The 12,317-nt window shown below is 70.3% G+C and carries 9 protein-coding genes; 2 read left to right on the forward strand and 7 right to left on the reverse strand.

Features of this window, described 5'->3' with window-relative positions:
• Window positions 1-393 precede the first annotated feature (393 nt).
• Window positions 394-1,782, forward strand: a complete 1,389-nt coding sequence (locus CEG14_RS22800) for a phosphomannomutase/phosphoglucomutase (protein ID WP_094828701.1) — start codon at window positions 394-396, stop codon at window positions 1,780-1,782.
• A gap of 15 nt (window positions 1,783-1,797) precedes the next feature.
• Window positions 1,798-3,372: a glucose-6-phosphate isomerase gene (gene pgi, locus CEG14_RS22805; RefSeq protein WP_094828702.1), complete on the forward strand. Its 1,575-nt coding sequence runs from the start codon at window positions 1,798-1,800 to the stop codon at window positions 3,370-3,372.
• Here pgi and CEG14_RS22810 read toward each other — a convergent pair.
• From CEG14_RS22810 to CEG14_RS22840, 7 genes are read right to left on the reverse strand one after another with little or no spacing between them, the layout of a single operon-like run.
• Window positions 3,369-4,496 (reverse strand): glycosyltransferase family 4 protein, encoded by a 1,128-nt coding sequence (locus CEG14_RS22810; protein WP_094828703.1) that lies wholly within the window; start codon window positions 4,494-4,496, stop codon window positions 3,369-3,371. The genes pgi and CEG14_RS22810 overlap by 4 nt on opposite strands.
• Entirely contained in the window at window positions 4,493-5,644 is a 1,152-nt protein-coding gene (locus CEG14_RS22815; protein ID WP_094828704.1) for a glycosyltransferase, read from the reverse strand. The genes CEG14_RS22810 and CEG14_RS22815 overlap by 4 nt, the downstream gene beginning before the upstream one ends.
• Before the next feature lie 15 nt (window positions 5,645-5,659).
• Window positions 5,660-6,778, reverse strand: a complete 1,119-nt coding sequence (locus CEG14_RS22820; protein ID WP_094828705.1) for a glycosyltransferase family 4 protein — start codon at window positions 6,776-6,778, stop codon at window positions 5,660-5,662.
• Window positions 6,775-8,724: an asparagine synthase (glutamine-hydrolyzing) gene (gene asnB / locus CEG14_RS22825; protein ID WP_094828706.1), complete on the reverse strand. Its 1,950-nt coding sequence runs from the start codon at window positions 8,722-8,724 to the stop codon at window positions 6,775-6,777. The genes CEG14_RS22820 and asnB overlap by 4 nt, the downstream gene beginning before the upstream one ends.
• Window positions 8,725-8,762: 38 nt before the next feature.
• Window positions 8,763-9,905 carry a glycosyltransferase family 4 protein gene (locus tag CEG14_RS22830; RefSeq protein WP_094828707.1) on the reverse strand — a complete coding sequence of 381 codons (1,143 nt, stop codon included), beginning with the start codon at window positions 9,903-9,905 and terminating at the stop codon, window positions 8,763-8,765.
• Entirely contained in the window at window positions 9,906-11,276 is a 1,371-nt protein-coding gene (murJ, locus tag CEG14_RS22835) for a murein biosynthesis integral membrane protein MurJ (RefSeq protein WP_094828708.1), read from the reverse strand.
• 1 nt (window position 11,277) lies between these two features.
• Complete coding sequence (locus CEG14_RS22840; RefSeq protein WP_094828709.1) at window positions 11,278-12,303, reverse strand: SDR family oxidoreductase; 1,026 nt, start codon at window positions 12,301-12,303, stop codon at window positions 11,278-11,280.
• Window positions 12,304-12,317 lie beyond the last annotated feature (14 nt).

A 12,317-nucleotide genomic window follows, 5' to 3' on the forward strand; every position in this document is an offset into this window, starting at 1 on the left:
TCCATTCAAATTCACCTCAAGCGTAGCACTTTCGGCGTGACACCCTTTTTCCATGCAAAAAGCGTGCCGGACAAAGCTGCGTGCGCAACCGTCCCGGATCGGAGCGGCCGCAGGTACGCGCGCAGGTGCGGCAGAAGGCGCCCCCTCAGCTGCGGCCGCAGCCCCGGCAGCAGCCGCGCCTGCACCGGATTGCGGCACACGGCGGGGCACGGCGCACCAAGTTGAACCGGGTTGCCGCCGCCCTGGCCCCGGACGGTGCGTCGCCGTATTTTCCGGGCGCGAGACTTGCGAATCGGGGATAATCTCGGCGATGTGCTGCCCGGGCAGCGCCCGCCGCGCTTTTTTTGTGCCGGCGCTGGCGCCGCTCGCCAGACTCATGAAAAGGAATCCCTCGTGTCCACCTCACCCTCCTTCCCGGCCTCGGTCTTCAAGGCCTACGACATCCGCGGCACCGTGCCCGACCTGATCGACGCGACGTTCGCGCGTGCGCTCGGCGGGGCGCTGGCCGCCCGCGCCCGCGCCGCCGGCATCGGCACGCTGGTGGTCGGCCGCGACGGACGCCTGAGCAGCGAATCGCTCTCGACCGCGCTCCAGGAAGGCATCCTGGAAGGCGGGGTCGACACGCTGGACATCGGCCAGGTGCCCACCCCGCTGGTCTACTACACGGCCTACACCGAGCAGACCGGCTCCGGCGTGGCGATCACCGGCAGCCACAATCCGCCCAAGTACAACGGCTTCAAGATGATGATGGGCGGCCGCGCCCTCTACGGCCAGGACGTGCTGGCGCTGCGCGATGCCATGCAGGCACCGGCGCCCGCCGCCGCCAGGCCGGGCACGCGCCGCACGCTCGACGTGGTGCCGGCCTATCTCGAACGCATCGTGTCCGACGTCAAGCTGGCGCGCCCGATGAAGATCGCGATCGACTGCGGCAACGGCGTCGCCGGCGCGATCGCCCCGCAGCTGTTCCGCGCGCTCGGCTGCGAGGTCACCGAGCTGTTCTGCGAGGTCGACGGCACCTTCCCCAATCATCACCCGGACCCGGCCGATCCGCACAACCTCGAAGACCTGATCCGCTGCCTGCGCGAGACCGATTGCGAGCTGGGCCTGGCCTTCGACGGCGACGGCGACCGCCTCGGCGTGGTCACCAAGTCGGGCGAGATCATCTGGCCCGACCGCCAGCTGATCCTGTTCGCGCGCGACGTGCTCACGCGCTGCCCGGGCGAGACCATCATCTATGACGTCAAGTGCAGCCGCCACGTGGGCCTGGCGATCGAAGCCGCCGGCGGCAAGCCGCTGATGTGGCAGACCGGCCATTCGCTGGTCAAGGCCAAGCTGGCCGAGACGGGTGCCCCGCTGGCCGGCGAGATGAGCGGCCACATCTTCTTCAAGGAGCGCTGGTTCGGCTTCGACGACGGCCTCTACACCGGCGCGCGCCTGCTCGAGATCGTGTCGCGTCACGCCGATCCGTCGGCCCCGCTGGAGGCGCTGCCGCAGGCCGTCAGCACGCCCGAACTGAAGCTCGAAATGGAAGAAGGCGAACCGCACGCGCTGATCGCGCGCCTGCAGCGCGAAGGCCGTTTCGATGGCGCGACCAACCTCGTCACCATCGACGGCGTGCGCGCCGAATACCCGGATGGCTTCGGCCTGGCGCGCGCCTCCAACACCACGCCCGTGATCGTGCTGCGTTTCGAGGCCGAGAACGCCGAGGCGCTGGCCCGCATCCAGGCCGACTTCCGCCAGCAACTGCTCACGCTCGCGCCGCACGCCCGCCTGCCCTACTGATCCGATCGCAGCACGATGAACGCACCGCTCACCATGGGACCCGCCTGGGCCGACTTCAAGAACGCTGTCGAGACCGCCCAGGTCCATGGCGAATCGTTGCGTGTAATCGAGGCCGCCGGCCTGCAGGTCGACCTCAGCGCCCAGCCGCAATCGGAAACCCTGGACCGCAGCGGCCTGGCCCTGCTCGAACAGCAGGGCTTCGCGCAGGCGCGCAGCGCCCTGTTCGATGGCGGCCTGGCCAACTGGACCGAGCGGCGCGCTGCCCTGCACACCGCCCTGCGCGCGGCCGAGCCGCCGCCCGCGGTGGCACGCGCCATCCTGGGCGAACGCGAGCGCCTGCGTGCCTTCGTGGCCCAGGCCGACGCGGCGCAGTCGTACCGTTACGTGCTGCACCTGGGCATCGGCGGCAGCGACTGGGGCCCGCGCATGGTCATCCGCGCGCTGCGCCATCGCGGCCTCAAGCGCGAGATCCATTTCGCCTCCAATGTCGACTCGCATTCGGTGGCCGACGCCCTGACCCACCTGGATCCGCACCAGACCCTGGTGATCATCGCCTCCAAGTCGTTCACCACCACCGAGCCGCTGGCCAACGCCGAGGTCGCCATGAACTGGCTGCGCGCGGCCGGCGTGGCCGACCCCGTGCGTCAGGTCGTGGCGATCACCGCCAACACCGACGCCGCGCTCGATTTCGGCATCTCGCCGCAGCATGTGTTCCGCTTCTGGGACTGGGTGGGTGGACGCTATTCGCTGTGGTCCGCCATCGGCCTGCCGATCGCCCTCACCCTGGGCTGCGAGGCGTTCGACGCGCTGCTGGCCGGCGCCGCGGCGATGGACCAGCACTTCGCCCAGGCCGCGCCCGAGCACAACGCGCCCGTGCAGATGGCCCTCACCGGCCTGGCCAACCGCAGCGTGCGCGGCTTCGATTCGCTCGCCATCGCCCCCTACGATTCGCGCCTCGAGCATCTGGTGCCGTGGGCGCAGCAGCTCGAGATGGAGTCGCTGGGCAAGGTCGCAACGGCCGACGGCACCCCCGTCGGCGTGCCCACGGGCCCCGCCGTGTGGGGCATGCCGGGCACCGATTGCCAGCACACGTTCTTCCAGTGGCTGCACCAGGACAGCCTGGGCGCGCCGGTGGATTTCATCCTGAGCGCGCGCCCCGACCACGATTACGCCCAGCACCATCAGCTGCTGATCGCCAACTGCCTGGCGCAACGCGCCGCGCTGCTGCGCGGCAAGTCATACGACGAAGCGCTGCGCGAAACGCTGGCGACCGAATCCGATCCGCAGCGCGCCGAGCTGCTGGGACGCCACAAGGTGCACCCCGGCGGGCGCCCCTCGACGCTGATCGTGCTGCCCTGTCTCGACCCGCAATCGCTGGGCGCGCTGCTGGCGCTCTACGAACACAAGGTGTTCACGCAGGGCGTGCTGTGGGGCATCAACCCGTTCGATCAATGGGGCGTGGAGTTCGGCAAATCGCTGGCGCGCAACATCCTGGGCGAGCTCAACAGCCCGCAGCGCGACGCGTCCGACCAGGATCCGTCGACCCAGCACTGGATCGCCCGGCTCGCGGGCGGCAGGCCGAGCTGCTAGCGCGCCAGCAGGCGCGCGTAGATGTCCAGGTGCCGACCGCACACGTCGGCAATCGAGAATTCCCGTTCGGCCAGCCGGCGCCCGGCCTCGCCCATGGCGCGGCGGCGCTGCGGATCCAGCGCCAGCGCCGCAATCGCGGCGGCCAGCGCGGTCGCGTCGTGGGGCGGCACCAGCACCCCGGTCTCGCCGGGTTCGATGGCGTCGCGGCAGCCCGGCACGTCGGTGGTCACCACCGCCCGGCCGCAGGCGGCCGCCTCGATCAATGACTTGGGCAGCCCCTCGCGATACGAGGGCAGCACGGCGATGTGGCTCGCCGCGTACAGCGCCGCCACGTCACGGCGCTCGCCCAGCAGCTCCACCACGCCCTCGTCCTGCCAGCCGCGCAGTTCGTCGGCGGTGATCGACGCGGGATTGCCCGGGTCGATGCTGCCCGCCAGCCGCATGCGCACCGGCAGGCCCTGCGCGCGCAGCAGGCTCGCGGCCTGCACGAACTCGCGCACGCCCTTGTCGCGCAGCAGCCGCGCCGCCATCAGGGCCACCACCGGCTCCTGCGGCTCGGGCACGGCCTGGTACTCGGCCAGGTTCACGCCCGAGCCACGGATCATCTCGACCTGCCCGTCGCGCACCGCGCCGATGTTGCGCAGCTTGTCGCGATCGTCGGTGTTCTGGAACACCACCGCGCTGTTGCGATGGCCCAGCGCCAGGCGATACAGCAGTCCCACGACCGAGCGCACCAGCGCCGCCTTGGCGCCCTTCGCGACGAACACGAAGCCCAGCCCCGAGATCGCCGCCACCACCGCGGGCACGCGCGCCAGCCTGGCGGCCAGCCCGCCGTACAACACCGGCTTGATCGTGACCAGGTGCACGAGGTCGGGGCGCAGCGTGCGGAACAGGCGCGTGAGCGCGCGGATCGTGCCCAGCTCCTGCAGCGGGTTCTTGCCGCTGCGCGTCATGGGCACCGCGTGATGCGTCAGGCCGAGCGCTTCGATGTCGGCCACGGCCGGGCCGGCCATCGTCGCCACGTGCACGTCGTAGCCGGCGTCGCGCGCGGCCAGCGCGAGCGGCACCCGGTGCGACATGAAGAAGGCGGGGTTGTTGACGACGAACAGCACGATCTTGCTCATGAGGCGCGGCGCTCCTTTTTTGCGATGCGGCGCCAGGTCTCGCCGTAGGCCTGCACCATCCGGGCCAGGTCGAAATTCTCGAGCACGCGCGCGCGGCCCGCCGCGCCGGCCGCGGTGCGGCCCCGCTCGGAGATGCGCAGCATCATGGCCTCGATGCCTTCGGCCAGCGCGCGCGGATCCTGCGCCGGCACGACCACGCCGGTGTCGCCCACGATATGCGCGGCGTCGCCCACGTCGGTGACGACGCAGGGCGTGCCGCAGGCCATGGCCTCGGCCACCACGTTGGGAAAGCCTTCCGCGCAGCTCGACAGCACGTGCACGTCGAGGCTGTTCATCACGGCCGGCACGTCGTCGCTCGGACCGGCCAGCAGCACGCGGCCGCGCAGGCCCTCGCGATCGATCAGCGCGCCGAGCTCGGCGTTGGCGGCCGACATGCCGCGCCCGACCAGCACGCAGCGCAGGCCCGCGTCGCGATGCTCGCGCACCAGATGGCCGAGCGCGCCGAGCAGATTGGCGTGATCCTTGAGCGGGTCCCAGCGGGCCACGCAGCCGATCAGCGGCGCGTCGGGCGCCACGCCCCACACCTCGCGCATCCGTGCCCCCGCGCCGGCATCGGGCGCGTAGCGGGAGAGGTCATAGCCATTCGGGATCACCACCATGCGCTCGCCGCGATAGCCGAGCTGCTGGTGGCGCTGCGCCGCGTCGCGCGCGGCGCACACGATCGCGGCCGGCAAGCGGCCCGACAGGCTGGCGCACAGGCGCAGCACCAGCCGCGCCGAGCGGCTGCTGCGCGACAGATGTTCGCCGGAGTTGCGGATGCCCCAGGCCACGGCATGAATGCCGGCCAGGCGCGCGGCCACGCCGCCGATCAGGTCGGCGTGGTACATCCAGGTCTGCACCGCGTCGGGCGCCTCGTCGATCAGCAGGCGCCGCAGCGCCAGCAGGCCGGCCAGCGTGACGCGGCCGCGCGGCATGTCGAGCGTGTGCACGGCGATGCCGGCGGCGCGCAGGCGCGGACCGTAGACGCCCTCGTCGGTGAGCGAGATCACGAAGTGGCGATCCGACTGCTCCGGATAGGTGGCGAGGCGGAACAGCACCGATTCGGCGCCGCCCTGCCCCAGGCCCGTGATGATGTGAGCGATACGCATGGGGTCGTCTCCGCGTTATGCGGTGCGCCGCACCTTGGCGAACAGGTCATCCCATTCGTCGAGCACGGCCTGCAGCGAGTAACGCCGGCGCACCGAGCGCGCGCCCTGTTCGCCGAGCCGCGCACGCAGCGCCGCGTCCTGCATCAGGGAGGCCAGCGCGGCGCGCAACTGATCGCGGTCGCCGGGCGGCACCAGCAGGGCGTCCTGGCCCTGCCGCGTGATTTCCTCGGGGCCGCTGGTGCAGTCGAACGAGACGGCGGGCAGGCCCACGGCCATCGCCTCCAGCAGCACGTTGGGAAACCCTTCGACGGCCGAACTCAGCACGAAGGCCTCGCCGCGCGCCTGCTCGACCCAGGGCTCGGCGGTGCGGCCGGGCATCTGCACGCGGCCCTCCAGGCCCAGCGTGCGCACCTGCGTCTCGAGCTGCTCGCGCAGCGGGCCTTCGCCCCAGATCCAGAGATCCCAGTCGGGGTGCTCGGGGGCCAGCGAGGCGAACACGTCGATCAGCAGGTCGAATTGCTTGTCGGGCACCATGCGGCCCATCGCGATCAAACGCTTGCGGCCGGGCTCGGCCTGGCCCACGGTGGTGAGCGGCGCGTCGAGCAACTCGGGCGGCAGCGGATTCGGGATCACTTCCAGGCGCTCGATGCCCGGCACGTCCTGGGCAAAGGGCTTGGCGGTGGCATGGGCCTGCACGGTCACCATGGCCGCGCGCGGGTAGAAGAAGCGGCGCAGCTTGCGCCAGCGCGATCCCACGGTCTTGTCGGCCACGGGGTTGGTGCGTTCGCACGCGATGACCGGCACGTTCAGCCCGAAGGTGGCGATGATGGCGGCCACGTTCACGTTGGTGAGAAAGGACACCACCACGTCGGGGCGGCGCTCGCGGATCACGCGCCGCATGGCCCACAGGCGCTTGATCGCCGTGATCGGGCCGGCGGAACGCTCGCCGACGACGTCGGCAAGCCACAGCAGCTCCACCTTGTCGGACAGCGGGTAGAAGCAGGAGCCCTTTTCCGAGAAGGTCGGCATGAGCGTCACGGTGTCGCCGCGTTCGGCCCAGGCGCTGACCAGGGTGGCGGCGACGCGCTCGGCGCCGCCGGCATGCATGGAACTCACCAGCATCAGTATTTTCATCGGCCCGCGCCCTCGCCTATGCGCGGGGCGGGGGGTTCCACGGCGTCGCCGCGACGGTATTGATCCAACCATGCCTGCATCATGAGTACTCCCCAGAGGTGACTGCTCCAGTTGCGGTGGCCGCTCGCATGCTCGCGCCACTTGCGCAGGATGGGCTCGGGTTCGAACCAGCCTTCCTGGCGCAGCCGCACGGGATCGAGCAGGGCTTCGGCCCAGTCGCGCAGCGGACCGCGCAACCAGGTGGACAACGGTACCGCGAAGCCGCGCTTGGGCCGGTCGACCAGCGCTTGCGGCACGTGCCGGTACAGCAGTTGGCGCAGCAACCACTTGCCGGTGTTGCCGCGCACTTTGTAGTTGAAGGGCAATTGCCAGGCGAACTCGTAGACCCGGTGATCGATCAGCGGCACGCGGGTCTCGAGACTCACCGCCATCGCCGCGCGATCGACCTTCACCAGGATGTCGTCGGGCAGGTAGGTGACGGCGTCGAGCTTCATCATCGCCTCGAACAGGCGGCCGTCGAGCGGCTCCTCGAACGGCGAACGCGGCTCCACGCCGCCCTTCACCACGCGCGCCGGATCGGCCCAGTACGACACGAACTGGCGATAGAACTCGCCTTCGTTGTTGGCGCTGAGCAGCTCGCCGAGCTTGCCGACCTTGCCGCGCCAGGCGCCCGAGCCCGGCAGCGCGGCCGAGCCGCGCATCACCGCGCCGGTCAGGTGGCGCAACGGGCCGGGGACGCGGCCGAACTTGTGCCACCAGCTGTTGACGCGGAAGTAGCGCGAATAGCCGCCGAACAGCTCGTCGCCGCCGTCACCCGAGAGCGCCACCGTGACGTGCTGGCGCGCCATGCGCGTCACCAGCGAGGTGGGAATCTGCGACGAATCGGCGAAGGGCTCGTCGTACATGTCGGCCAGGTGCGGCACCACGGCCAGCGCATCCTCGGGCGTGACATACAGCTCGGTGTGGTCGGTGCCCAGATGGGCCGCGACGGCCTTGGCGTGTTCGGCCTCGTTGTAGTCTTTCTCGTGGAAGCCGATGGCGAAGGTGCGCACCGGCTTGCTGCTCTGCGCCTGCATCAGCGCCACGATGGTGGAGGAATCGATGCCGCCCGACAGGAACGCGCCCAGGCTCACATCCGACAGCATCTGGCCGCCCACGGCCCGGCCCAGCACGGCCTGCAGCGCATCGACCGCGTCGCCATCCTGGCCGAACGACAGCGGATTGCGGCGGCCGGCCTCGGCGGCCTCGAGTGCCGACCAGTAGACCTGCGGCGCCGGCATCTCGCGCCGGTGCATCTGCTCGGTCGAGATCTCGAGCCAGCTGCCCGGGGGCAGCTTGCGGATGCCGGCGTAGATCGATTGCGGCGCCGGAATGTAGTTGTGGCGCATGAACGAGGCCAGCGCGTTGCGATCGATGTCGCGGCCGAAGCCCGGCACCGGCGTGAAGGCCTTGAGCTCGGAGCCGAACAGCAGGTTGGCGCCCGAATAGCCGTAATAGAGCGGCTTCTCGCCCATGCGGTCGCGCATCAGCGTGAGGCTGCGGCGCTCGCGGTCCCAGAGCGCGTTGGCATACATGCCGACCGCGGCCTTCATCGTGGCCTCGACCCCGCGCGCGGCCAGATAGGCCAGCACGGTCTCGGTGTCGGAATGGCCGCGCCAGGCCGGCGCCTGGCCGGCCTGCTCCAGCTCGGCGCGCAGCTCGAGGTGGTTGTAGATCTCGCCGTTGAGGATCAGCACGTAGCGGCCGCAGGGCGACACCATGGGCTGGTGGCCGGCCTCGGTCAGGTCGAGAATCGCCAGGCGCACGTGCGCGAGCGCGACACCGGTCTCGCGGTCTTCCCAGAAGCCGTTGCTGTCGGGGCCGCGATGGCGGATGCGCTGGCAGCTCTGCGCCAGGATGGCTTCCTTGCCCTCCAGGGGCCCCCAGATACCGACTATTCCACACATGATGTAGAGGATCTCACCTTCATCGCACGGGCATCGCGTCAGCCGCGGCGGCCGACACCCAATGCCTCGTCGAACAATTTTTGCCACAGGCCGAGCACGTGCTCGGCCGAAAACCGGGTGCGCACGTCGATCGCGCGCTCGCCCATGCGGGCGCGGGCGTCGGCGTCGCCCATCATCTGGTCGAGCGCCTTGGACAGGGCCAGCGCGTCGCCCGTGGGCCGCACCAGCACGCCGTCGACGCCGTCGCGGATGATCTCGCGCGGGCCGGTGTCGCAGTCGAAGCTTACCGCCGCCAGGCCGCTCGCCATCGATTCGAGCAGGGTATTGGACAGCCCCTCGAAGTGCGACGACAGCGCATAGAGGTCGGCTGCGTCATACCAGTCGCCCACGTTGCCCATGCGGCCCGGCATGTGGATGCGCTCGGTAAGGCCGGCCGCGTCGATGCGGCCCTGCAGATCGGCGCGCTCGCCGCCCTCGCCCAGCAGGATCAGGTCCCAGTCGGCGCGCTTGGCCGCGATGCGGGCGAACGCCTCGATCAGGATGTCGAAACCCTTGTCGGTGTGCAGCCGGCCCACGCCCAGCACGTAATGGCGCCCGGGCACCGCGGGCGGCGCGCCCACCGGCGCATTGCGCGGCAGCGGCCAGTGCACCGGATTCGGGATCACCGCGAGGCGGCTGCCCGGCACGTGGCGCGCGAGCCAGTCGGCCGTGCCCTGCGTGAGCGCCACCACGCGCGCGGCGCGCGGATAGGTGAGGCGGCGCAGGCGCTGCCACATGCCCGAGAGCGTCTGCGACGGCGGATGGGTGTGTTCGGTGGCGATGACGCGGCAGCCCAGGCCCCGCGCGGCCAGCACGGCCAGCACGGACGCCGTGGTCATCATGCCCAGCACGATGTCGGGCCGGAACGACTTGATCAGGGCGCGCAGCGCGCGCACCCGCTTCAGATTGGCCAGCACGCCGCGCAGCCCGCCGCCCTCGCCCGCCGTGTGCAGCACCCGGCGCTGCACGCGCGGATCGAGCGCGTAGACGTCGCCTTCGGCCGAGGCCTGCGTCACCAGCATGACCTCGCGGCCCTGCGCCACCCAGTGCGCGCTCAGGTCGGCGGCCACGCGCTCGGCGCCGCCGCCATGCAGCGAGTGGATGAAGATCAGCACACGCGGACCGGGGACCTGCTCGGACATTCAGCTCTGCTCCTTGTCGGGTTGGGGCGCGGGCGCCTCGACGCGCCGCAGCGCGACGGCGACATAGCAAACATACGACAACAGGTACATCAGGCTGGTGGCCAGCATGATGCCCTGCGTGCCCATGCGCGGTGCAAGAACAAGATTCATGCCCGCCTTGAGCAGGAAGTTGGCCACCGCGATCGCGGCCATGATGCGATAGCGGTTCTGGCTCGCCAGCAACTGCACCAGGATCAGCACGCCGAAATAGAACGGCAGCTGCAACAGCCCCCAGCGCAGCACGTCGGCCACGGCCTGGGTATTGTCGGCCGTGAAGGCGCCGCGTTCGAACAGCAGCTTCACGCCCCACGGCGCGAGGAACCAGCCCACCACCACCGCGGCGGCGCCCGCTCCCACCATCACGAACGACCACTTCAGGGCCATGGCGCGCGCCCGCACGGCGTCGCCGCGATGCTGCACGTCGGCCAGCACCGGCAGCGCCGCGCGGCCCACCGACACCGCGCCGATGCCCAGCACCAGCGACAGCAGCCGGCTCGCATAACCCAGCGTGGCGTTGGCGTTGGCGCCGAGGTTGGCCGCGGCGTACTGGTCGAGCGGATTGACGAAACTCATCGCCACCTGCCCGATCAGCATCACGCCGGCGGCGCTCATCAGCTCCGGCCAGTGCGGCGAACGCAGCGTCAGCAGCGGCGCGCCCCAGAAGCCCTGGTCGGCGCGCGCGGCCAGCCAGGCCAGCCACACCATCTGGATCACATAGCCGACCAGCGTGCCCCACAGCAGCGGCCCCACCTGGTCCGGCGTGAACGTGGCCAGCATGACCCAGCCCAGCGTCGTGATCGCCGGCACGCTGTCGAGCAGCGTGTTGACGTGGCGCTCGTGCGAACGCAGTCGCGCCGCGCTGATGCCCGCCACCAGCAGGATCGCCGACACCGGTGCGAAGGCCCACAACAGGTCGCCCGTCATGGCCGCGACCTCGGGCGACAGCCCCTGTCCCAGCGTGCGCAGCACGAACGGCCAGGCGAACCAGGTCAGCAGGCCCAGCAACAGGCCGCCGGCCAGCGTCCAGCCCTGCAGCTCGGACACGAAGCGGTCACGCTCGGCGCCCCCCTCGCGGCGCAGCTTCACCAGCACCGGGATCAGCACCACCGACAGCACGCCGACGATGGTGACGGGCAGCCAGTTCGCCATGGTCATGGTGAACTGGTAGGCGTCGACCGCATCGCTGACGCCGTAGCGGTAGGCCACCGCCATCTCTTTGATGGCGCCGGCCGCCTTGCCGAGGATGAGGAAAACGGCTACCCGGAACGCACCTTTGAAGATCCGCTGGTGGTCCGGGTGGATGTTGCCGAGCTTGCGTATCAGCGCTTTCAAATCAACCCAGGAATCGCACGTACCAGGGCATCGCCGCATCCAGGCCACGCAGGATGTCGAACTGCGGCGCGTAGCCCAGCAGGCGGCCGGCCTTGCCGATGTCGGCCTGCGAGTGGCGCACGTCGCCCGCGCGGAAATCCGCGTGGACCACGTCCTTGTCGTAGCGCACGCCCTGGCGGCCCAGGCTTTCCTTGAGGAAGCCGAACAGCTGGTTGAGCGTGGTGCGGCCGCTGAAGGCGACGTTGTAGACCTGGTTGCGCGCCTCATCCGAGGCCATCGCGCCGAGGATGTTGGCCTGCACCGCGTTGTCCACGTAGCAGAAGTCGCGGCTGGTCTCGCCGTCGCCGTTGATGGTGACGGTCTGGCCCTGGATCATCGCGGCGGTCCACTTGGGGATCACGGCGGCGTAGGCGCCGTTCGGATCCTGGCGGCGGCCGAACACGTTGAAGTAGCGCAGTCCCACGGTCTTGAAGCCATACGAACGGGCGAACACGTCGGCGTAGAGCTCGTTGACGTACTTGGTGACGGCGTAGGGCGACAGCGGGTTGCCGATGTTTTCCTCGACCTTGGGCAGCGCCGGATGGTCGCCGTAGGTCGAGCTGGAGGCGGCGTAGACGAAGGCCGAGACCTTGGCGTCACGCGCGGCGACCAGCATGTTGAGGAAGCCGCTGATGTTCACGGCGTTCGTGGTGATCGGGTCGGCCAGCGAGCGCGGCACCGAGCCGAGCGCGGCCTGGTGCAGCACGCGCTCCACGCCTTCGGTGGCGCGCTTGCAGGTGTCCAGGTCGCGGATGTCGCCCTCGATGAACGAGAAGCGCGCCCATTGCTCGGCGGACACCAGGCCCTGCACCTCGTCGAGGTTGCGCTGGTGGCCGGTGGCGAAGTTGTCCAGGCCGACCACGGTCTGGTCGAGCTTGAGCAGGGTTTCGACCAGGTTCGAGCCGATGAAGCCGGCGCAGCCGGTCACCAGCCACTTGCGCGGCTTGGCGCGCAGGTCGGCGCAGACGGATTCGAATTGCGTACTCATCGACAACTCCCGGA

This window comes from Bordetella genomosp. 1 (genome assembly GCF_002261335.1).
In the GTDB taxonomy this organism is placed as follows: Bacteria; Pseudomonadota; Gammaproteobacteria; order Burkholderiales; family Burkholderiaceae_B; genus Bordetella.

Excerpts from the sequence above, each read along its gene's own strand:
- pgi (WP_094828702.1), top strand. The coding sequence starts at position 1,798 with ATGAACGCACCGCTCACCATGGGACCCGCCTGGGCCGACTTCAAGAAC.
- CEG14_RS22810 (WP_094828703.1), bottom strand. The coding sequence starts at position 4,496 with ATGAGCAAGATCGTGCTGTTCGTCGTCAACAACCCCGCCTTCTTCATG.
- CEG14_RS22815 (WP_094828704.1), bottom strand. The coding sequence starts at position 5,644 with ATGCGTATCGCTCACATCATCACGGGCCTGGGGCAGGGCGGCGCCGAA.
- CEG14_RS22820 (WP_094828705.1), bottom strand. The coding sequence starts at position 6,778 with ATGAAAATACTGATGCTGGTGAGTTCCATGCATGCCGGCGGCGCCGAG.
- asnB (WP_094828706.1), bottom strand. The coding sequence starts at position 8,724 with ATGTGTGGAATAGTCGGTATCTGGGGGCCCCTGGAGGGCAAGGAAGCC.
- CEG14_RS22830 (WP_094828707.1), bottom strand. The coding sequence starts at position 9,905 with ATGTCCGAGCAGGTCCCCGGTCCGCGTGTGCTGATCTTCATCCACTCG.
- CEG14_RS22840 (WP_094828709.1), bottom strand. The coding sequence starts at position 12,303 with ATGAGTACGCAATTCGAATCCGTCTGCGCCGACCTGCGCGCCAAGCCG.